Genomic DNA, 21634 nt, shown 5'->3' on the forward strand with positions numbered 1-21634 from the left:
CTTTACTCTCTTTGCTTAATTTTACAAACGGTCACTATTGATTATCAGCGGAATGATGAGTAAACCTTTCAAGACAAGCGGTTGGATTTTGTTGTCTTATTTTGCCATTTGGTACGTGGCAATGGCCTTCCAGTGCAACGGAGAATGGGGCTGTTTTTTTACCGCAGTGGCCATTTTCTCTTTGGCAATCGGCTTTGTTTCTTTCTTAAATTTGTTTCTCTTTCATCAAGCCATTCCGTTTATTCGTAAGCAACCCAAACAATGGCGCTGGGTTACTTTACTGGTGGCAGGAATGCTGTTTATGCTTACGTTCGGGTTTGTAGGTTGGTGCAAATTTGCAGCTTACGTTTTTGGGCTTGACCCACTCAACGACATGCCGTTTACGTTGAAAGGGCTGTCCACCCGTTTCTTTTTCCAAGTCGCTGGCATCCTGTATTTTACGTTGATTAAACTGATTGTTGATTCGTACGAACTGAGGCTAAAAAACCAACGATTGGTCATTGAAAAACAACAGTCTGAATTGAGTTTTTTAAAGTCGCAAATCAACCCGCACTTTCTTTTTAATACCCTCAACAACATTTACGCTTTGGCCAGAGAAAAATCCGACCAAGCCCCTCACAACGTGTTGCGATTATCGGAAATGCTGCGGTATATGCTCTACGAAACGGGCGGCGGGCTCGTAAGTGCCGATAAAGAAATTAAAATCATCGAAGATTACTTGGAGCTTGAGCGAATGCGCTACGACGAGACGCTCAACATCCAATTTAAGGTGCAGCTGGAGGAGTCTCAAACGTTGATTCCACCGTTGTTGATGATTCCTTTGGTCGAAAACGCCTTCAAACACGGGGTTTCAGAAACACTCCAGCAAGCATTTGTCCACATTCGGCTTGCAGTTCGTCAGCAGGAGTTACGTTTAGAAATTGAAAATTCAAAAGAAGAAAACGAAGAATCAACAGCTTCCCAAGAGGGAATCGGGATTCGGAATATTCGTCGGCAGTTAGAGCTGTTATTTCATTCTTATCAGCTTCAGCTCGAAAATCGGGGGCAAACGTTTTTTACCCAACTCACCATTGACCTCAATAGCTATGCAAAAAATTAAGTGTATCATTGTCGAAGATGAACCTTTGGCCGTCAAAATCCTGAAAGATTATTGCGAATCTTTGCCCCAACTCGAACTCATCGCTACTTTCCGAGACGCCATAAGTGCGGGGCTTTTTCTCCAATCTACGGCCGTTGACCTTATCTTTTTGGATATTCATTTGCCCAAATTAAAAGGCTTGGCGTTTTTACGAACCTTGACGCACCCGCCCGCCGTCATCGTCACCACGGCTTATCACCAATACGCCGTCGAAGGGTTTGAGCTAAACATCATTGATTATTTACTCAAACCGTTTTCGTTTGAACGCTTTGTCACCGCAACCAACAAGATCATCAAGGCCATTTGCGCCCAGCAACTCACTGAAAAAGAAGCCCCAACCAAAGACCTTTCGTGCTTTTTGAGCATCGACCGAAAGAAAGTACGTATTGTGTTTGACACGGTGTTGTACGTCGAAAGTGCCCGTGAATACATTCGAGTCATGACGACGCAAGGCGAGTTTAAATCAAAAATGAGCACGCACGAAATCGAAGCACTCCTCCCCTCCAGCCAGTTTGTTCGGATTCATCGTTCGTTTATTGTGGCCATTGACAAAATTGAAATTTATACCAAAGAAGAAGTCATCGTTCAAGGGCAAGCGCTTCCCATTGGAAAAGCGTTCAAGAGCGCACTAACGCGGGTGTAGCTGCCGCAAAAAAATTCGTATAGGTCGATTTCTGTGGGTGTGAATGCCTCCTTTTTCCTAAAAATTAGGTTTCTTTGTAGAACACCCTTCGTGGGGAGTAGTCTAACCAATCAACAACCTAATCTACCCAATTATTTATGAAAAAACTCCTATTACTGGCGTTGTTTTCGACCTCCCTCTACGCCCAAAACCCCATTGAAACCTTCACCAAGGACATGGAGAAGAAAGACGGTTTTTTGCCGTACTACTGGGATGCTAAAAAAGGTAAAGTTTATCTTGAAATTAAGCAGTTCGACACCGAGCTCCTCTACTACCCTACCCTTTCGCAAGGCATCGGCTCCAACGACATTGGCCTCGACCGTGGTCGCTTGGGGCAAGAGCACGTGGTTAAATTTCAACGTACGGGCAACAAAATTTTAATGCTGGAACCCAATTACGCCTACCGTGCCGTTAGCAAAGATCCGCTTGAACGCCGTGCGGTAGAAGAATCTTTTGCGCAGTCGGTGCATTGGGGATTTGAGGTCTTGGCCGAAAACGCAGGTACTGCCCTCGTGGATCTTACGCCTTTTTTGATGCAAGACGCCGTAGGAGCCATTCAAGGCATTTCGCGCACGCGCCAAGGTTCGTTTCGATTGGATGCTTCGCGCTCGGCCATGTATTTGCCCAACACCAAAAACTTTCCTCAAAATACGGAGTTTGAAGTAACCATTACCCTCACGGGCGACTCACCTGGTGCTTACTTGCGGCAAGTCGTTCCTACTGCCTCCGTCGTGACAATGCGTCAGCACCATTCGTTTGTACAACTTCCTGACAATGACTACCAACCGCGCGCTTTCGACCCTCGCATTGGGTACATTTCTACGTCTTATTATGACTATGCCACGCCCATCAGTGAGCCAATTGAAAAGCGCTACATCGTTCGTCACCGTTTGAAGAAAAAAGACCCTAGCGCAGCCCTCAGCGAGCCCGTGAAACCAATTGTGTATTACATCGACCCAGGTGCTCCCGAGCCCATTCGTTCGGCCTTGGTAGAAGGTGCCAAATGGTGGAATCAGGCGTTTGAAGCAGCGGGTTACAAAGATGCTTTTCAGGTAAAATTGCTCCCTGCCGACGCCGACCCAATGGACGTTCGTTATAACCTCGTTCAGTGGGTACACCGTTCTACGCGCGGGTGGTCGTACGGGGCTAGTATTGTTGACCCTCGCACGGGCGAAATCTTGAAAGGAAAAGTAACATTAGGGTCGTTGCGCGTTCGCCAAGACTACCTCATAGCACAGGGGCTTGTGGGAGATTTCAAAACCGACACTACCAATGTGGATGATATGTTGGGAATGTCGATTGATCGTTTAAAACAGCTTTCGGCGCACGAAATTGGGCACACCTTGGGGCTTCCGCACAACTACGTCGCAAGCATTCACAACCGCGCTTCGGTGATGGATTATCCGCACATGTTGGTCGAATTGAAAAACGGGAAAGTGGATTTATCCAATGCGTATGACAAAAAAATTGGTGACTACGACAAATGGTCCATCATCTGGGGCTACCAAGATTTTCCTAAGGGGACGGATGAGAAAAAAGCCCTCAATACCATTGTGGATCAGATGTACGGCAAAGGACTGTATTTTTTGACCGACCAAGACGCTCGCCCCGAAGGAAGTGCCCACCCGCAGACCCACTTGTGGGACAATGGCGCAAACGCTACGGCCGAATTGAAACGCATTTCTGAAGTTCGGAAAGTGACATTGAGTAATTTTGACGAACGCAAACTACGCACAGGTACTCCGATGAGTTCGTTGGAAGAAGTGTTTGTGCCCATGTATATGTTCCACCGTTTTCAAGTAGAAGCTACGGCCAAGGTTGTAGGTGGCGTCAATTATAAGTTTACCGTAAAAGGCGATAAAGACCTCACCACCACGCCTGTCAACGGACTTGAGCAGCGCGAAGCCTTGGAAACCCTCCTCCAAACACTCCAACCTGATTTCTTAAAAGTACCCGAAACGGTATTGAAACTCACTCCTCCGCGCGCCTTCGGCTACGACGCTAATCCCCGCGAAACCTTCAAACGCCGTACGGGGTTGGTTTTTGATCCACTCGGCCCACCCGAAGCCTCCGCAGGCTTGACGCTTCGCATGTTGCTTAACCCAGAGCGTTTGAGCCGTTTGGTGATTCAGTCGTCGTTCCATCCGTCGTTGTTGAGCTTGGAAGAAACCCTTGATAAACTTATCGGTGCTACGTGGAAATCAAACGCGTCGCGGGCGGGTTACGAAGGCGAAATTGCACGTTTGGTAGATAAAATGGCGCTCGAAAAACTAATAGAACTATCTAACAACAAAGAAGTTACGCCACAAGTACGGGCCGTTATCATGCTCAAATTGAGAGACTTAAACTTCTGGCTACAAAACCGTGGGATCTCAGACGCCAAGCAAAAAGCGCATAATCTATTTGCTATCCACCAAATCGAAATGGCGAAAAATCGTCCTTCCGATGTAACAACCACTCCTACAATGACCCCTCCCGATGGTCAGCCCATCGAATCGGGCTACGACTGGTTAGCTCCTGCTTGCGACTGGGAATTGCCTACATTTTCAAAAGGACATTAGCAGTGGTGCGGGGTGCTTACACCCCGACCGATAAAAGACTTCCCACAGAATGCAACGTGGGAAGTCTTTTTTGTTTCTATGGATAAAGCAATAAACTATTTAACTTTTCCAAGACCATGCAAACTCTCTTCAAAAGCGCCCTACTGGTCTGTGTATGGCTTTCATCGCTTCTTCCAAGTTTTTCTCAGGCTCCTACTATTTCAGAGCGATTTGTGGCAAGTACCCCATGCGGAAGTATCTTTCAGCCGCTGCTTGCCATGCCGCCATCTGCTGCTTGTGATTTTATCAAATGGGAAATTATATTCCAACGAGACCTTCAGACACAAGCTCCCACTGATTTTGAGTTACGAGCTACTTACGGGGTATATCAGCCCAATACCAATCTTTTTGCAGGAGGCGGCACTCCAGTAGCGATTAGTGGAAAATGGGAAATAACGAAAGGCACCAAAACCAACCCCAATGCCCTTGTCTATCGCCTTCTCGCTGACCAGCCCGACAAAACGCTGTCTTTTGTAAAAATGGACGACAATCTTTTGCATCTTCTTTACGGGGATAAAAGTTTGATGATTGGCACACCTAGCCACAGTTATACCTTTAACAAAACCGTGCGATGAAAACGCTTCTTCATTTTATCTTTTTCTTTCTATTTTCGGCTACCCTTTTCGCCCAAAATACGCCACCCATCGTACCTACCTCCCGCCCTATCCCATCTGGCCCAGAGGTGCTTGGGATTTTTGCAGGGCGTTGTCCTTGTCAGCAAATCGCTGCTTTGTTAAAAGCAACGGTATCCAGCGAATGTTTTAAAAGTAAGTGGGAAATAACGCTCTTCCATGACCCAAAAACGCATCAGCCAACCACCTTTCAGCTGATAGGCACAGCATTTCGCAAAAAAGACCAAAACGGTGCTTGGAAAATTAGTAGAGGGATCAAAAACGACCCTGAGGCCATCGTTTACGAATTGGAAATGGAGAACGCAACCTTGCAACTTTTCAAAGCTGGTGACAATCTGCTTTTTATGTTAAACCATGACCGAAGCCTTTTGGTCGGCAATGAGCTATTTAGCTACACCCTGAACCGCATCGAAAAAAAGCCCCTGAGTGCCTCAAAATAAACATCTCTTGTCAGATATTTAACCAAACGCTTTACCAAGGCATTCTGCTAATCGAGGTTTTGAGAAGCCTCGGCAGTTGGTTTTGAGAAACCAACTCCACACGCAGTGGTGTCAGATTCTCAAATCTGACACGAAAGGGTTTCTCAAAACCCAATTTAAGCACACTTGGAAGACACTGTTTTACTTTTATAGACCTTCCAAGTTTCAGTTATGAACCAAACAAACTTGGAAGGTCTTTTAAAAAAAACTTCCCTCGACATGCAACGTTTTGAAAAAACGCATGTCATTGCTGTAACCATTTTAAAAACGACGAGTATCCACACTAAAATACAGTCACTAACTACCACACAAAAAATACAGCCAACACCCATTTAACAGCCACCTCTGGTAAACTTTATGAAACAGTTATTCTTAGTAGCCCTCTTGCTAGGGGGTATCGGGACTTCGTTTGCCCAAAAATCGAAAATCTCAGGCTTTTTGCTTGATTCTACTTCCAAACAAGCCGTTGAGTTTGCGACCGTTGCGTTGTTGAAAGACAGCAAAATTTTGGAAGGAACCACCACCGAAGTCACTGGTAAATTTACCTTTAATAAAGTGAGTGGTGGTTCCTACCAACTCAAAATCACCTTTGTGGGCTACCGCGACAAAATCATCAATAACGTAGTAGTAACCGAAGGAAACGACCTCGACCTAGGGGTAATTTCGTTTGCACAAGCTGCCCAGCAACTCCAAGAGGTGCAGGTAGTTGAGCAAAAAGCCTTGTTTGAAGACAAACCCGACCGTTTGGTTTACAACGCCGAAAAAGACATTACCATCAAAGGGGGAAACGCGGGCGATGTGCTTCGCAAAATTCCAGCGGTGGCGGTGGATTTGGATGGCAACGTGGAACTGCGCGGTAGCTCCAACATCAAAGTGTTGATTAATAATAAACCCTCCAACTTAATGGCCAAAAGTGTAGCGGAGGTGCTCAAATTAATTCCTGCCGATGACATCAAACAAATTGAGGTCATTACTTCTCCCTCAGCCAAATACGACGCCGAAGGAACGGCAGGAATTATCAACATTATTACGAAACGCAACACCCTGCAAGGCGTTAATGGCAAAGCCAATACCTCCATTGGGCGGTGGAATGATAGCTACAATGGTAACCTCAACTACCGCAAAAAAAGTGTAGGCATAACGGCCCGCGGCGGTTTCAATAAATGGCGAAATTTGGGCGAAAATTCCGTGACCCGAATTACGACCCTTGAAAACTACCAAACCACGCTGCTCCAACAAACGTCGTTTAGAGGAGGTGGAGAAAATATGTACGGCAATCTTTCTGCCGAATGGGATATTGATTCGCTCAATCGACTAAGTGCGGGATTGAATTTTTATGACGGTAAAAACGCCATGAATTTTGATTATATCAACGACTTTACGGCCCCTAGCGAGCCTCGTTCGTTGTTTACTAGAAAACTCTATCGGATTTATGATTGGAACGGTGGAACCCTCAACTTCGACTACAACAAGTCATTTAAGAAGCCCAAAAAAGAGTTTAACATCTTGACCATGTTTTCAAAAGAAGCAGAAGATAGCTATTATAACCTTGATCAACTTAATGCCGAAAACGCCATTTATTACCGCGAAAAAAGCCCCAACGCAAGTCGAAATCACGAAGGAACGATTCAAATTGATTTTACCAATCCGTTGGATAGCGTAAGCACCCTAGAAATCGGAGCAAAAGCCATCTTGAGAAACGTGAAAAGCGATTACCGCGTCGCGACTGCCTTAGACGGTTCTAGCGACTTTCAGGATGTTCCAGCGTTGGCCAATCTCTTTGATTATAACCAACAAGTCGCTTCGAGCTACGTCGCCTACTCGCGGGTTTCTAAAAACAAATGGGGTATCAACGCAGGTGCTCGTTACGAACACACGTTTATCCAAGCGGCGTTTTTGGCAGGAACTGTTCCGTTTTCGAGCAACTACGGCAACATCATTCCGAACATTAGTTTGTCGCGCAATCTCCCTAAAAATCAGAAACTTAAATTAAGTTATTCGCAACGGATTCAGCGACCAATGCTTTGGTTCTTGAACCCATACGTCAACGCCAGCGAGCCCAAAGCTACCTACTCAGGCAATCCATATCTTAAACCTGAGCTGACCCACAGCGCTGAAGCGAGTTATAATGTTTATATCAAAGAATCGTCGGTCAATGCGGTGTTGTTTATGCGTCAAACCAACAACGCCATCGAGCGCATTCGGACGGTCAACGAAGAAGGTTCAACCCACTTGACGTTCCAGAACATCTCTCAAAACATTTCATACGGATTGACCTTGAGCGGAAGTACAAAAATTAAGAAATTTTCGGCCAACACTTCCCTCAACCTTTATTACAATATCTTGAACAGCCCCGCTTTGCAAGCCAAAAACGAAAACTGGATGTATCGCATCAACTTAAACGGTACTTACGATTTTGGCAAAGGTTTGAAAGCGCAGTTTTTTGGCTTCTTCAACTCCCCTCGCGTCATGTTACAAGGTAAAGTCAGTGGTTATGCCTATTACAACTTAGCCCTTCAAAAAGAAGTATTGAAGAAAAAAGGCACAATTGGGCTGGGAGTTGATAATATTTTTGCCCCGTTTTTAGAACAAAAAATCACTTTTGCTTCGCCCACTTTCACCCAGGAAGGAAGCAGCAAATACTTCAACCGTGGCTGGCGCGTGAGTTTTTCTTATGAATTTGGGAAAATGAGCAGCCAACCTCAGCGTAGCAAAAAAAGCATCAGCAACGACGACAAAAAAGGCGGAGAGAATTAAGCCCTGAGGTGCTGAGGTGCTGAGGGTTTCTCAAAACCCGATTCCACGTGACAGGGTTTCTCAAAACCCAATTCTCGTGTTGAGGGTTTCTCAAAACCCAATTCCACGTGTTGAGGGTTTCTCAAAACCCGAACTCGACGGGTTTTGAGAAACCCTTGTCACAAATGAGAAACCCTCAACACAAACAGGAAACCATCAGCACAGCCCCCTATTAATCAAAAAATAGATTTGAAATAATGACCAACAGAAAGAACACCACGATCACGATGAGGTAGTAAAACAAGTCGATAAAAGGATAGTCGTGGCGATTTAATTTATCCAACCATTTATTTAGCATAGCATTAATGAGTTAATTTTGGGGCGAGCAACCAGCAGGTTGTCGAGAAAGAGGATACTTAGCTCACAAATCTAATGCAAATTTTTGTAAATACGCCCTTCAACGAAGCACTCCGCAACACCTTGCGCCAAGCGTTTCCTACGGGACATCAGTTCGTATTTAGAGTAGAACTTCCAGAGGATGAACAATTTGCCGCTTTTCGTCGGGCCGATGCCATTTTGGGCAACCCGCCCGCTGCGTGGTTTACGGAAGCCCCTGCTCAATTGAAATTCTGGCAACTCGAATCGGCGGGATTTGATGGATACAAACACCTACACCTTCCCAACGTGACGATTTGTAACCTTGCCGATTACTTCTCCGTGCCTTGTGCCGAAACCATCATCGCAGGCATTCTCGCTTTTTATCGGGGGTTGGAAGAACTTACCTTGTTAAAAACCGAAAAACGCTGGGTGGGCTCACCCATTCGCTACCGTTTGGGACTTCTCACGGGCAAACGAGTAGTGATTTTAGGCGCAGGAAGCATTGGCCAAACCGTTAAAAAAATGCTCTCGGGATTTGACTGTCGCCTTCAAATGGTCGCGCGCTCACACCCCGATGCCACCATTCACACTCCCGAAGCGCTCCTTGCCATTCTTCCCCAAACCGACCTAGTAATCAACTGCTTGCCAGGGGCGGCCAAAGGCTTTTTTACGGCAGACATGATCAACGCCTTGCCCACCTCGGCCGTTTTTGCCAACATTGGCCGTGGCTCAACGGTGGACGAAACTGCGTTGATAAAAGCCTTACAAGAACAGCGTCTTGCGGGAGCGATACTCGACGTGACAGAAGAAGAACCTTTACCAAGTACTCACCCGTTTTGGCGCATGTCAAACGTGATTTTAACCCAGCACACAGGCGGCGGACAGACCAACGAACAGGAAGGAAAAGTTGCTATTTTTGCCGATAATTTCCGACGCTTTATCGAAGGACAACCTCCTCACAATCAAATAAATTTATCAAAAGGATATTAGGGAGTGTCGAATGTCGAGTGCAAAATGTCGAATATTGTTACTCAAATTCGACACTCTGCATTCGACACTCACCCTCGACATTCTGCACTCTGCATTCGACATTCAAAAAAATGGTTCTTTCCCCCGAACAAGCTCTGAAAGAGATACGACAAAAGAAAATTCAACCGCTGTATTTTATTCACGGCGACGAACCTTATTACATTGATTTATTGGCCGACGCCCTCGAAAAAGCGGTAGTTCCTGAATCAGAAAAAGGGTTTAATCAGTTTGTACTTTTTGGCAAAGACGCCGACGTAGGTACCATCCTAAATTATGCCCGCCGTTTTCCGTTCATGTCGGAACGGCAACTGGTGTTGGTAAAAGAGGCCCAGCAGTCTAACGGCCTCGATACCAAAGACAAATCAGCCCTTTTGGACGACTATGCCACACGCCCTCTGTCGTCCACGGTATTGGCATTGTGTTTTCAGGGGAATTTTGACATGCGAAAAGCCTTGCCCAAAACTTTTGAAAAACACGGAGTACTGGTGCAATGCAAAAAAATGTACGACAACAAACTTCCTGATTGGGTAGGCGAACACGTGCGCAGTTTAGGAGCAAAAATCAGCATCAAAGCAATTCAGATGTTGGTCGAAAACATTGGGAATGATCTCAAACGCATCACCAGCGAAATCGACAAAATTTTGCTCAACCTCACCGCCAGTGAAGAAATAACGGCGGCTGTTGTGGAAAAATACGTGGGAATTAGCAAAGAATATAATGTGTTTGAATTGCAAAAAGCCTTGATTCAACGCGACGTAATTAAGTCCAACAAAATCGCTAATTACCTCGCAGCCAACACGAAAGAAAATCCGTTACCCCAGGTACTTATTATTTTGTATAATTTTTTCAGCAAAGTGCTCGTCGTTCACGGAACGCAGGACAAATCGGAAGGACACCTTGCCTCGGTGTTGGGCGTTAGTCCGTTTTTTGTCAAAGATTACCTATCGGCGGCGCGACAGTATTCGTTGGGGCACGTGGCCAAAGCCATCAAAGCCTTGCGCCAAGCCGATAATGCCTCTAAGGGTATTGAGTCAGGTTCCAAAGACGAGCAAGCCATTATGCAAGAGCTTGTGTTTACTATTTTGCATTAAATAGATGTGTGGCGTGCTCGCGGTGTAGTGGTTGCTCACGATGGTGTGTCGCGGTTGCTCACAACCGCGAAAAGGGTTGCTTACAACCCATTGAATAGCGGCGGGTTTTGAGAAACCCGCTGCACAAATGAGAAACCCGCCGCACAAATGAGAAACCCGCTGCACAAATGAGAAACCCGCTGCACAGCCCGCTACACATCACGCTTCGTCTTTAGGCAAAAGCTTAGGTTCTGCGTTTATTTCTTCATAATTGCTAAAGTCTTCCAACCGTTTTTGATTGGCGTCGGGAAGCTGCATATTTATCTTCCAGTTCATAGAAGCAGCCAATTGGTACATCATAAACTGAATTTGATTATTGGCAATGCGTGGCAAATCCCCCTCCAATGCTTTTTCGTTCATGGCTTGTTTGGCATCCACCAGCAAGTTGGTATAATCTTCGTGGCTAAAGCGGTTCCAGATGCCATTTTCGATGTCATAAAACTTATAATCGGTATCAATGGAAAGTACCTCAGGCTCAGGGAAATACTCAATGACCATTTGATTGGTGGTTTCATCAAGACGAAAACGCATTTTGGCAAAATCGAAACCAACCAACACCTTCGCTTTGGCAATCACCAAGGCTTTTTTGGAGTTTTTGAACAAATACAAAAACTTTTTATCGTCCTTATAATCAAATATTTCCGTAAAATAACCCTCTGCCATTACCACTTTAAACACCTTTTCAATCCGCTCCAGCAAAATGGTGGACGATTGGGTGGCTTGGCTCAATTGGGCATTTTTTCGATTGGCGACGTAAAACAAGCCATATCCCACCGCCCCGCCTAAAAGTAGGGTAATCACAAAAAACAAAAGTGTAGAAAGTCCCATAAAAAGTTGAATTTTGCGAAAGTTAAAAAAATTTAGTATCGTTTTTAGTCAACCAAATTTCAACCATGTTAGCATTTTTTAAACCATCCTCTCAACAAAATTACACTGATTTAGGGCTTTTGGTACTCCGTATTTTTGTATTTATTATGCTCGTTCCCCACGGTTACGACAAACTACTTAGCTTCCTCGACGGCGCCAACGACTTCCCTGATCCGTTACACGTGGGGGTACGGTTTTCTCATTTTATGACCATTTTGGGCGAAGTATTTATTCCATTATTGCTCATTTTCGGGTTATTTACGCGAATAGCAGCCTTGATAGAAATAGGGCTTTTCTTGGTCATTGCCTTTGTCATTCACGGCAGTGATCCATTTGGCGACAAAGAACATGCCCTTTTGTACTTAGTCCCTTCGTTGGCGTTGTTGCTGACAGGTGCTGGGAAGTATTCGTTGGACGCAGCTTTGTTTCAAAAAAAATAAGTCCCTTCAATTCTTTGAAAGAAGCAATCGAACCAACTTAACCACTTCGATGGCTTCTTTCACGTCATGAACACGGAGGATATTTGCGCCGTTAAGAATGGCCACCGTATTGAGAGCGGTGGTGCCATTGAGTGATTGGTCGGGAGTGATGTCGAGTTTTCGCCAAATCATTGATTTCCTAGACACTCCCACCAACAATGGCACTTCCAACGCTTCAAACGCCCGCAGTTCCCGCAGCAAGACGTAATTTTGATCCGCATTTTTGGCAAACCCAAAACCCATGTCCGCCACAATGTCTTTCACCCCCAACTGACGAAGTTGGTAAATTTTAGCTTGCAATTCCCGAAGTACGTCCGTCACCAAATCGTCGTATTGGTTGAGTTCTTTCATCGTTTGGGGAGTGCCACGGCTGTGCATGAGAATGTACGGCACGTTCAGCTCGGCTACGGTTTCAAACATCAACGGATCAAGGTTTCCTCCCGCAATGTCGTTGATAATATGTGCACCTGCTTCAATAGATTTGCGCGCCACCGACGCCCGAAAGGTATCTATTGATATAATGGCCTCGGGGAAACGCTTACGCAGCATCTCGACCACGGGCAGCACGCGGTTAAGCTCTTCTTCTTCACTGACGGCATCGGCTCCTGGGCGGGTCGAGTGCCCACCAATGTCGAGCATCGAAGCCCCTTCCGAAAGCATTTTATCGGCTTTTTTATAGGCATCTTCTATTTGCAACACCCGACTCCCTGAGAAAAAGGAATCTGGGGTAACGTTGAGAATCCCCATTACCTGCGGAGTTGACAAGTCGAGCAACTTTCCAGCGATATTCAGCGTTTTTTTCATAATTTCGCGGCGCACACTGTGCCATATTAACTGTTAATTGTTTTATGCAACAAACTGAGCGCGAATATCGGAGTGTTATCACTCGCTGCAAAGACATTTTTACCAAAAAGAACCAAGATTACGGCCCCTCGTGGCGAATTCTGCGTCTTCCTTCCATTACGGATCAAATTTTTATCAAAGCCCAACGCATCCGCACCCTTCAAGAAAACGGTTTTTCTAAAGTGGATGAAGGCGAAGTACCTGAGTTTATCGGCATCATCAACTACTGCGTAATGGCCCTGATTCAGATACAATTAGGTGACAACAAAGGAATGGATTTTACGGCCAGCCAGCTCACCGAATTGTACGATACTCAAATGAACGAAGTCTATGAATTGTTGTTCAACAAGAACCATGACTACGGCGAAGCATGGCGTGACATGCGGGTTAGTAGCATGACCGATATTATTTTGATGAAGCTGTTTCGTATCAAACAAATTGAAGACAACGAAGGAAAAACGATTATTTCGGAAGGTGTAAAGTCGGGTTATCAAGACATTATCAACTATTCGGTTTTTTGTTTAATCAAACTTGGTCTTGCCCATTAACCTTTCATTAACAATCTCTTTTGGCTTAATTTTTGAAATTTGTAGTCAATTTATAGCACACAGATGACTCCGTTTAATCTGTGTTCCATTTTTAAATAGAAAGCAACCCAAACGAATCTAACGATAACGAATGAAAATTTTAGCCCACATTGTCCGCTTTTTAGTTGGAGGAATCTTTATTTTTTCGGGTCTAGTTAAACTCAACGACCCCGTTGGTACTCAAATCAAGCTGGAAGAATACTTCGAGGTATTTGCCACTGACATGCCATTCATGCACGATTTTTGGATGGCCTTGGTTCCGCTTGCACTTTATTTGTCGGTGCTGATGTGCGCTGCCGAAGTTATCCTTGGCGTGGCACTTCTTGCCTCTTGGCGTTTGAAGCAAGTCAATTGGATACTGCTTGCTCTCATTGTTTTCTTTACTTTCTTAACGTTCTATTCAGCTTATTTCAACAAAGTGACCGACTGCGGTTGCTTCGGTGATTTCTTAAAGCTCAAGCCTTGGACTTCCTTTACCAAAGACATTGTCTTATTGGTTTTGATCATATTCCTTATCTGGCAAAGCAAGGTATTCCGCAGCCTTCCTACGGGTTCGTTGGTGGCCTTTTCGGCCATTTTTTCCATTGCGTTGGCCATTTATGCCATTCGCTACCTCCCTCCTGTTGACTTTTTGCCATACAAAATTGGCAACAACATTCCTCAATTAATGCAACCTTCGGAACCTCTTCGCTATAAATACATCATGGAGAAAGATGGGAAAACCGAAGAGTTTGAGAAATTCCCGACTGACACCACTTATAAGTACAAAGAAATGGTACTTATCAACGAAAGTGCCAAACCAAAGATTACCGACTACAAGGTTTGGAACAACGAAGGTGATTTTACGCAAGAAACGTTCACGGGTAAAAAACTCATCATCATCATCAAAAACGGCCCCGACTTGAACGTAGCAAGTTTGGCCGAAATCCGTTCGTTGATTAATTCTCTGAAAGGTACGGGGGTTGAATCCTTGATTTTAACTTCAAATAGTGACGCCGAAATTCAAGAGATTCGGAAAGCTTACGCCCTTGACATCCCTTACTACTCGGCTGATGGCACCGTTTTAAAAACCATTTCGCGCTCTAATCCAGGCATTTGGTTTATGAAAGACGGTACTGTCAAAGGCAAATGGCACTACAACACTACGCCTGATAAAGAAGAAGTGTTGGGTAAATTATAATAGCTTCCATAACCTCCCGAAAGTTCAAAACTTTCGGGAGGTTTGAAACTTTCGGGAGGTTACTGAATTTCGATAGATGAAAAATATTTTTTTGATAGGTCTGCCTTCTTCGGGAAAAACGACGCTCGGCAAGCAACTAGCTCGCCACGTGCGTTATCGTTTTGTTGATACGGATGTACTCATTGTCAAGGAAGAAGGGATGCCAATTCCCGATATTTTTGCCCAAAAAGGCGAACCGTATTTTCGAGAAGCCGAAGCCCGTATTTTGCGCGCGATTCGGCCTGATTCAAAATTAGTAATTGCAACGGGTGGTGGAATGCCCTGTTTTCATGATAACATAGACTACATCAAAGCCAACGGCCTAAGTGTATTTTTGGACGTAAGCCCTGAACAAATCGTCGAACGGATTTTACGCCACTCGACCGACGACCGTCCGTTGTATCAGAAAAACGATGGTCAGTTGCTCAACAACCTACGTGAAAAATACGAATCACGCCTTGGTTTTTATTCACAGGCCGATTTTATCCTTCATGGCGATAACATCCACATTCGACAACTCCTTGACACGATTCAGCAGTATATATGATGTCAACTCTCACGGTATTTTATGTCAAATTAGTACTCGTCGTAGTATCCTCAGTAGTTATTTGGTTAGGAGCTAAAAACGATACTTTTTGGCAAAAAATCCAGCAAAAACGCCAAGAGAATCGAGCCATTGTGATTGGTCTTTTGGCTTTTCGTCTTCTTCCTTTTGTCATCATTTACGCACTTCTTGACCAATCTCCCCGTGGCGATGTGCCTTTTTTTTGGGGAAAAGCCACCCAAGCTTATCAATGGAAGCTGGTTTACCGCGATTTTATTTCGTTTCACGCGCCTGTTTTTGCCTACATCATCACTTTTCCGCTTTTCCTTTGGTATAGTTCCAAAGCCATCGTGCTATTAATGGTACTTATCGAAGCACTCATCATTTGGCTGACTTACCTCGCCTACCAACGCCGTTCGCAGCCCGATGCCTTGAAATCCACCTTGCTTTATATTTTGCTTTCGGGACCAATGATTATGGTATTGCTGGGTGGCCAAGAAGACATTTGGATGTGGGGAGTTGCGGCGTGGATGATGTTGTCTTATTTGCGGAGTCGCAACGACGGCTTCGGGCTAGGTGTGCGCTTTTCGACGGGGCTGATTGTCATCAAAGCGACCTTTGTTTTTTGGTTTTTTCCGTTGTGGTTTTTGCTCAAAAAACGTTGGGGTTTTCTACTCGGCATGATTGCCGTAGGAGTCCCATCGTTGGTGGTGCTTTATGCCGTCATGCAGCTTGATTTTTTGATGCCTGTACAGATGGGTACCACCAACTTGCTCACTCCCAACCTATTCACCATCTCGCGACCGTGGCTGACGTATCTTTTTGGAAGCCTTCCTACCCTCACCGTTTTTAGCTGGGCGGGCATGGTCATTACGCTATCGGTATCGATATTGGCGGTGTATCGTTTTAGAAACCTCTCCCTCGAATATACCCTACCCCTCGCCTATTTGGCGACTTACTTGGCCATGAGTATTTTTCAGCCTACATCGGTGGGATACTACGCTTTTGCGTATTTACTTCCGTTGATGATGGAGCTGGTGGATTGGAAAAAACAACGCGATGTTGTCGTTTTGCTATTTTTAAACTTGTTGCTTGTGGTACAACCCTTTATTTTTACCCACATCAATAGTCCAACTTACGACGACTTAACGGTCTTTTCTCAACCACTTTTTGTCCTCGAATACACCCTTCAAGTACTCAATGTTGCTTGTTTTGTTTGGTATTTGTGGCAAGTGTATCGTAAAAACGTATCGTCTCCCCAACTCGCCTAACATGTTTGTCATTCTCGGAAAAACCATCATTTCATTGTTATGCGCAGGACTTGCGGGTGGGCTTATTGCGTTTCGCGCAAAAATAGAAAAGCACCTACAAAACTACGACGACCGACTTGTACTGCTCCTCGCTTGGGTGCTGGCACGTCTGGTTCCTTTTGTGCTTATTTTTGTGGTTTTCAACCAAATCCCCTTTTCTGACCTCGATGGTTTTTTTGGACAAGCCCGCGAAGCCGTTCAACTAAAGCTCGTTTACCGCGATTTTTATTGCATGTATTCGCCCTTTTTTCCCTACGTCAATGCCCTTGGTTTGTGGTTTTGGCTAGACAAAAAAGCCATTATTTTGGTGATGATTCTCATGGAAGGCGGCGCACTTTGGGCCACAAATCGTTTTTACGCCGATACCATTTCCCCTTCCGAACGGCTTTTTCGAAGCCTTTTGTACCTTTTACTGCCAGGGTCGTTGGTTTTATGCGTTTTGGGAGGACAAGAAGACGTCTGGATGTGGCTCATGTTTATAGGCGCGTACCTCGTTTGGCAACGCACCCAGCGTGTTGAATGGTTGGGCGTTGGGCTAGTTGTTGGATTTTTATTTACCAAAGCCGTCTTTATTTTGGTAGGGCCAGCGTTGTTATTTCTTGTTTCTAAGCCCGTTCGTTGGATTTCAGCAGCGGCAGTTGCAGGGGTTGTTTCCCTGGCCGTTTTGTACCATACCACCGAGTGGCTCTGGCTCGAACAACCCATGAACGAAGCCGCTACCCTACGCGCCCCCAACTGGCTATCGGTGGCTAATCCCCTCACGTTTGATGTACTGGGAGCAGGAGCCAAACGCTGGAATTGGGTAGGACTTTTGCTGACCACAGGGCTGGGCACAATCTTGGCCTACCGACTCAGGCAGCAGCCTTTTCCCCGTGCTTTCTCGGCAGTCTATATTGTGATTTACGGCACCATGATGATTGCGCAACAGAGTGCCTACAGCAATTATATTTTTCTGTTCCTTTTACCTTACGTTTTTCAGTGGCTCAACTTCTCTGACCGTAAGGAAGTAGGTTTATTCCTACTTTTTAACTGCCTGTGTGTGATTCATCCTTCGCTATGGTGGCGACTAAAAAGCCCTTATTATCACACTATTTCGGAGGTTTTCGCACAACCTATCTATATACTCGACTATGCCCTCCAACTAGGAATTGTACTACTTACTTTCTATTTTCTTCGCCAAGTTTGGCAGAAAGCAACAGATTTTTAAGTACCTTTGCGGCTGGAAACACAAGCAAGTTCTTTTCCTTGCTGCTTATTTGCACAAACTCTCAGGACTGAATGTTAAGTCGAAGACATCTACGCATTAAGGTTTTGCAAAGCCTCTATGCTCTTCAGGCTGCTCGCGAGGCAGACTACCAATTGGCCATAGATTTCATCACGGAGTCGTTTAAGCCTGATCTCAACTCCATGACCCCTCAAGACCCCGTCAAATTAGAGGGAATGCGAAAAATAACCACGCTCTTACTCGAAGAAAATTACCGCAAAGGCACCATCCCTGACGACGACGATACGCCTGCAACGGCGGTTGTGACGGCGCGGAATGCCCTCAAGTATTACGAGGATTTGTACAAAAAAGACAAACAACGCCTTTCTCGTCAGCTTACGCCCGAAGTTGAGGCCATTTATTCGGCTTATTTGCTTCTTTTACAGCTATTTGTTGAGTTAAGTTTTCTTTCACAAAGCGAGCGTGAGCGCCAGTACGATGACCCAGATAGCAATCCGATTGCAAAATTGTCAGGGTTTGATACCAACCAAGTAGTGATTGCGCTTTCGGAAAGTAAAAAGCTCGAAAGCGAATTTATTCGTCATGGTATCTCGTGGGGCGAAGAAGTAACGGGCTTGATTCGTAAGATGTTCCGTGAAGTTTTTCGTCAAGACGAAACCTACCGTGCTTATTGCGCCCAAAAAACCCACACGCCCGAAGAAGACCAACAACTGGTGCTGTATGCGTTGAAAGAGGTGATTCTCAAAAACGAAGATGTCATCAATTTCTTTGAATTAAGAGACCTTTATTGGGGCGAAAACGGTGATTTGGCCCGTAAAATGACCAATAAAACCCTCAAATCAGCGACAGAAGGTAGCGTGCAGATTGTCCCCCTCACCGACGATTGGGAAGAAGACCGCTCTTTTATGCAAGAATTGTTTGACGAAACCGTTAACCGTAATGATGAGTTTGAAGCGATTATCGCCGAACCACTCAAAAATTGGGACTTAGAACGTCTTTCGGCCATGGATTACTTGATTCTGAAAATGAGCGTGTCAGAAATGATTACCTTCCCTGGCATTCCAGTGAAAGTGTCCATCAACGAGGCCATTGAAATTGCAAAAGATTATAGTACGCCAAAAAGTGGTAAATTTGTCAATGGAATTTTAGATACCCTCTCCAAAAACCTGATCAAAGAAGGTAAAATCCGTAAGAGCGGAAGAGGACTTTTAGACAACAAGTAAGTACAACTACCATGAATAATTCAACAAAAACATTAATTGCTTTCTTAGCGGGAGTAGCTACTGGAGCAACCATCGGAATCTTATACGCACCTGCTGAAGGACAAGTAACCCGTGACAAACTTTCGTTCCGTCTTTCAAAATACCGTGAGCAACTTCAAGGACTTATTACTGACTTGCTCGAAGGCAAAGACTTACCCGAAAGTTTGGCCAAAGCAGAAGGTCAAAAAGTAGTGGCAGACACGCGCGAAAAAGCAGAACGCCTACTCGAAGATGTCGATCGTTTGATGGCGCAAATCAAAGGACAAGCGTCTTAAATTTATCCCATTATTCACAAATCCATGAGACGTTCCCTTTTTATTGTTTTGACACTTTGGGGTTTATGGAGCTGCGGCAGTACCCAAGACCAATCGGCCTCAAGCAGCCTCGACGATAAACTTCCGAAAATTGAATTTGCCGACGATATTAAAAACGTTGATTTTGGTACCATTGCCGAAGGACAGCAAGTAGAACGTAAATTCAAGTTTAAAAACACAGGCGATTTTCCTCTGATTATCAACAACGTAAGCGCTTCTTGTGGTTGTACCATTCCCGAATGGCCTCGCGACCCCATCGGCCCCGACGAAGAAGGAACAATCTTGGTACGTTTTAATAGCAAAGGTAAGCAAGGACCCCAGTTTAAAACTGTGACTATTTTTGCCAATACCAATCCTGCTACCAACGATATTCAGTTTAAAGCAGACGTAACTCCCGCTCCAACGGCGGACTCAACGGCCGCAAAGTAAGACGAAAAACTTCTTAGACTTAACTTCTAACATATCACCTACGAGAATGAACAGTATTTTTTTACAAGCCGCATCTGGCCAAACTAGCATGATTTATCAGCTTTTGATGTGGGCAGGTATCATTGGAGTGTTTTATTTCTTCATGATTCGTCCGCAACAAAAAAAGCAAAAAGATCAAAAGAAATTTTTGGAAGAACTTAAAAAAGGCGACGAAGTTGTTACCATTGGCGGTTTGCACGCAACGGTCATTTCAGTATATGAAACAACCGTTACCCTTGACGTGGACGGCAAAGGCACTAAAATGAAATTCGAGAAATCTTCTATTTCGCGCAAAGCTGGAACAACTGCTTAATCGTGGCACAATTACCTGTCTCTTCAAAGCCTGCTCGTAGCCGCACCCTGATACTTAGTCTGGTAGCGGCTACGATTATTTGGCTTTTCAACGAACTCAACAAAGACGGCTATACGCTGCGGGTTCCGTATCCTGTCAAAATTTCTTACAACGATTCGTTGTATATTCCCATTCACCCACTTCCCCAAAGTGCCAACGCCATCATTAAAGGCAGTGGCTGGACACTCTTGCGCAAATCAATCGCCTTTACCGTTCCTCCTGTTACGTACGTCATCGAAAACCCCTTGGCTACCAACTCAATCAATACCAGCGCATTAGCAGCTGCCATGAATGAGCAAGTAAAGGATGTGGACATTACGCACGTAGAACTCGACAAAAATCGAATTGATTTTGAAGAACGCGTCGTCAAAACATCCATTCTTAAAGTGGATAGCTTGGGACTCAATCTATTTCCCAAATTTGTGGTGTCGAGCCTAATCAATCTTCGCCCGAACAAGGTGACGTTTGACGGCCCCGCTTCGCTGGTGAACGATATTGCGGATACGTTGATTGTGAAAGTTCCCGCCCAGAAAATCAGGGGAAATTACGACGAAGAACTTCCCATTCGCTATCCACAGTCGCCCTTGCTAAAAACCAGCGCCGAGCGCGTTTTTGTCAGCTTTGAAGTAGCCGAATTTTTGGGCACGCCTCCTCCTGCACCCCAACCCAAAGCGCCAGAACCCGTCAAAAAGACCAAAGCCAACAAAGGGAAGAAAAAGAAATAATTGCAAAATTGTCGTCATTCGTACTTCGACATTCATCATGGCTTTACAAATCGGAATAACAGGAGGAATCGGATCTGGAAAAAGTGTGGTTTGCCGTATTTTTGAAGCACTTGGCGCACCTTTTTATTCGGCCGATGAACGTGCCAAGTGGCTCCTTAATAACGACGAAAAGCTCAAAAAAACGGTAGAAGCGCTGTTGGGCAAAGACGCCTACTTACCCGACGGAAGTTACAACCGCAGGTGGGTAGCACAAGAAGTTTTTTCAAAACCTGCCCTGCTTCAACAGCTCAATGCCATCGTGCATCCAAGGGTGGGAGAAGATACCGAAGCTTGGATAAAAAAACATAAAAAAGCGCCTTATTTGGTCAAAGAAGCGGCCATCATGGCCCGCGCAGGCCAACGCAATTCACTCGACAAAGTAATCGTTGTTGAAGCCCCTGTTGCGCTTCGCGTCGCTCGGGTTTTGCAGCGCGACCCACAGCGTTCTGAAGCTGAAATAAGGGATATCATTTCTCGACAAATCTCTGACGATGAGCGACTTCAACTAGCCGACTATGTTGTCACAAACGATGAAAATCAGCTTCTGCTCCCGCAAGTGTGGGAACTTCACCAAGTATTTAGCAAAAAGAGATAAG

The 21634-nt window shown here is 45.1% G+C and carries 22 protein-coding genes; 20 read left to right on the top strand and 2 right to left on the bottom strand.

Annotated elements, in window-relative coordinates; all coding sequences use genetic code 11:
- The first annotated feature begins 52 nt into the window (after positions 1–52).
- The 8 genes from K339_RS36345 (at position 53) to holA (ending at position 10765) form a co-directional block, all read left to right on the top strand.
- Positions 53–1099: a sensor histidine kinase gene (locus tag K339_RS36345; RefSeq protein ID WP_084332353.1), complete on the top strand. Its 1047-nt coding sequence runs from the start codon at positions 53–55 to the stop codon at positions 1097–1099.
- Positions 1086–1781, top strand: a complete 696-nt coding sequence (locus K339_RS0129125; protein ID WP_028526749.1) for a LytR/AlgR family response regulator transcription factor — start codon at positions 1086–1088, stop codon at positions 1779–1781. Before K339_RS36345 ends, K339_RS0129125 begins: the two co-directional genes overlap by 14 nt.
- A gap of 137 nt (positions 1782–1918) precedes the next feature.
- Positions 1919–4381, top strand: coding sequence for a zinc-dependent metalloprotease (locus K339_RS0129130; RefSeq protein WP_028526750.1), 2463 nt, complete (start codon positions 1919–1921; stop codon positions 4379–4381).
- 116 nt (positions 4382–4497) lie between these two features.
- The gene (locus K339_RS0129135) at positions 4498–4995 is read left to right on the top strand and encodes a hypothetical protein (RefSeq protein ID WP_028526751.1); all 498 of its coding nucleotides are present in this window, start codon (positions 4498–4500) and stop codon (positions 4993–4995) included.
- Positions 4992–5492 carry a hypothetical protein gene (locus tag K339_RS0129140; RefSeq protein ID WP_028526752.1) on the top strand — a complete coding sequence of 167 codons (501 nt, stop codon included), beginning with the start codon at positions 4992–4994 and terminating at the stop codon, positions 5490–5492. The genes K339_RS0129135 and K339_RS0129140 overlap by 4 nt, the downstream gene beginning before the upstream one ends.
- A 396-nt stretch (positions 5493–5888) precedes the next feature.
- Positions 5889–8288, top strand: coding sequence for a TonB-dependent receptor (locus tag K339_RS0129150; RefSeq protein WP_028526753.1), 2400 nt, complete (start codon positions 5889–5891; stop codon positions 8286–8288).
- Between the two features lie 411 nt (positions 8289–8699).
- Positions 8700–9635: a D-2-hydroxyacid dehydrogenase gene (locus K339_RS0129155; protein WP_028526754.1), complete on the top strand. Its 936-nt coding sequence runs from the start codon at positions 8700–8702 to the stop codon at positions 9633–9635.
- 110 nt (positions 9636–9745) lie between these two features.
- Positions 9746–10765, top strand: a complete 1020-nt coding sequence (gene holA, locus K339_RS0129160; protein WP_028526755.1) for a DNA polymerase III subunit delta — start codon at positions 9746–9748, stop codon at positions 10763–10765.
- 198 nt (positions 10766–10963) lie between these two features.
- On the opposite strand, the gene K339_RS0129165 is transcribed toward holA, so the two are convergent.
- Positions 10964–11632 (bottom strand): DUF4230 domain-containing protein, encoded by a 669-nt coding sequence (locus K339_RS0129165; protein WP_028526756.1) that lies wholly within the window; start codon positions 11630–11632, stop codon positions 10964–10966.
- A gap of 65 nt (positions 11633–11697) precedes the next feature.
- Between K339_RS0129165 and K339_RS0129170 the strand changes: the two genes are divergently transcribed.
- Complete coding sequence (locus tag K339_RS0129170) at positions 11698–12111, top strand: DoxX family protein (RefSeq protein WP_028526757.1); 414 nt, start codon at positions 11698–11700, stop codon at positions 12109–12111.
- 6 nt (positions 12112–12117) lie between these two features.
- On the opposite strand, the gene folP is transcribed toward K339_RS0129170, so the two are convergent.
- Positions 12118–12954: a dihydropteroate synthase gene (folP, locus tag K339_RS0129175; protein ID WP_028526758.1), complete on the bottom strand. Its 837-nt coding sequence runs from the start codon at positions 12952–12954 to the stop codon at positions 12118–12120.
- A 44-nt stretch (positions 12955–12998) separates the two neighbouring features.
- Between folP and K339_RS0129180 the strand changes: the two genes are divergently transcribed.
- The 11 genes from K339_RS0129180 to coaE all read left to right on the top strand — a co-directional run bounded on the left by K339_RS0129180 (position 12999) and on the right by coaE (position 21633).
- A complete protein-coding gene (locus tag K339_RS0129180) occupies positions 12999–13541 on the top strand; it encodes a DUF1599 domain-containing protein (RefSeq protein ID WP_051398335.1) in 543 nt (180 codons plus the stop codon).
- Positions 13542–13671: 130 nt separating this feature from the next.
- On the top strand, positions 13672–14760 hold the full coding sequence (locus K339_RS0129185) for a BT_3928 family protein (RefSeq protein ID WP_028526760.1): 1089 nt from the start codon (positions 13672–13674) through the stop codon (positions 14758–14760).
- A 76-nt stretch (positions 14761–14836) separates the two neighbouring features.
- On the top strand, positions 14837–15346 hold the full coding sequence (locus tag K339_RS0129190; protein WP_028526761.1) for a shikimate kinase: 510 nt from the start codon (positions 14837–14839) through the stop codon (positions 15344–15346).
- Positions 15343–16614, top strand: a complete 1272-nt coding sequence (locus tag K339_RS0129195; RefSeq protein ID WP_157607782.1) for a DUF2029 domain-containing protein — start codon at positions 15343–15345, stop codon at positions 16612–16614. The genes K339_RS0129190 and K339_RS0129195 overlap by 4 nt, the downstream gene beginning before the upstream one ends.
- A 1-nt stretch (position 16615) precedes the next feature.
- Positions 16616–17860, top strand: coding sequence for a hypothetical protein (locus tag K339_RS0129200; RefSeq protein ID WP_028526763.1), 1245 nt, complete (start codon positions 16616–16618; stop codon positions 17858–17860).
- Between the two features lie 71 nt (positions 17861–17931).
- Positions 17932–19101: a transcription antitermination factor NusB gene (gene nusB, locus K339_RS0129205; RefSeq protein WP_028526764.1), complete on the top strand. Its 1170-nt coding sequence runs from the start codon at positions 17932–17934 to the stop codon at positions 19099–19101.
- An 11-nt stretch (positions 19102–19112) separates the two neighbouring features.
- On the top strand, positions 19113–19415 hold the full coding sequence (locus K339_RS0129210) for a YtxH domain-containing protein (RefSeq protein ID WP_028526765.1): 303 nt from the start codon (positions 19113–19115) through the stop codon (positions 19413–19415).
- Between the two features lie 24 nt (positions 19416–19439).
- Positions 19440–19883, top strand: a complete 444-nt coding sequence (locus K339_RS0129215; RefSeq protein WP_028526766.1) for a DUF1573 domain-containing protein — start codon at positions 19440–19442, stop codon at positions 19881–19883.
- Between the two features lie 46 nt (positions 19884–19929).
- Positions 19930–20235, top strand: coding sequence for a preprotein translocase subunit YajC (gene yajC / locus K339_RS0129220; protein ID WP_028526767.1), 306 nt, complete (start codon positions 19930–19932; stop codon positions 20233–20235).
- Between the two features lie 2 nt (positions 20236–20237).
- Entirely contained in the window at positions 20238–20999 is a 762-nt protein-coding gene (locus K339_RS35235) for a YbbR-like domain-containing protein (RefSeq protein WP_051398337.1), read from the top strand.
- Positions 21000–21036: 37 nt separating this feature from the next.
- The gene (coaE, locus tag K339_RS0129230; protein ID WP_028526768.1) at positions 21037–21633 is read left to right on the top strand and encodes a dephospho-CoA kinase; all 597 of its coding nucleotides are present in this window, start codon (positions 21037–21039) and stop codon (positions 21631–21633) included.
- Position 21634: the final 1 nt, after the last annotated feature.

The sequence above is a fragment of the Runella limosa DSM 17973 genome, from assembly GCF_000482465.1.
In the GTDB taxonomy this organism is placed as follows: domain Bacteria; phylum Bacteroidota; class Bacteroidia; order Cytophagales; family Spirosomataceae; genus Runella; species Runella limosa.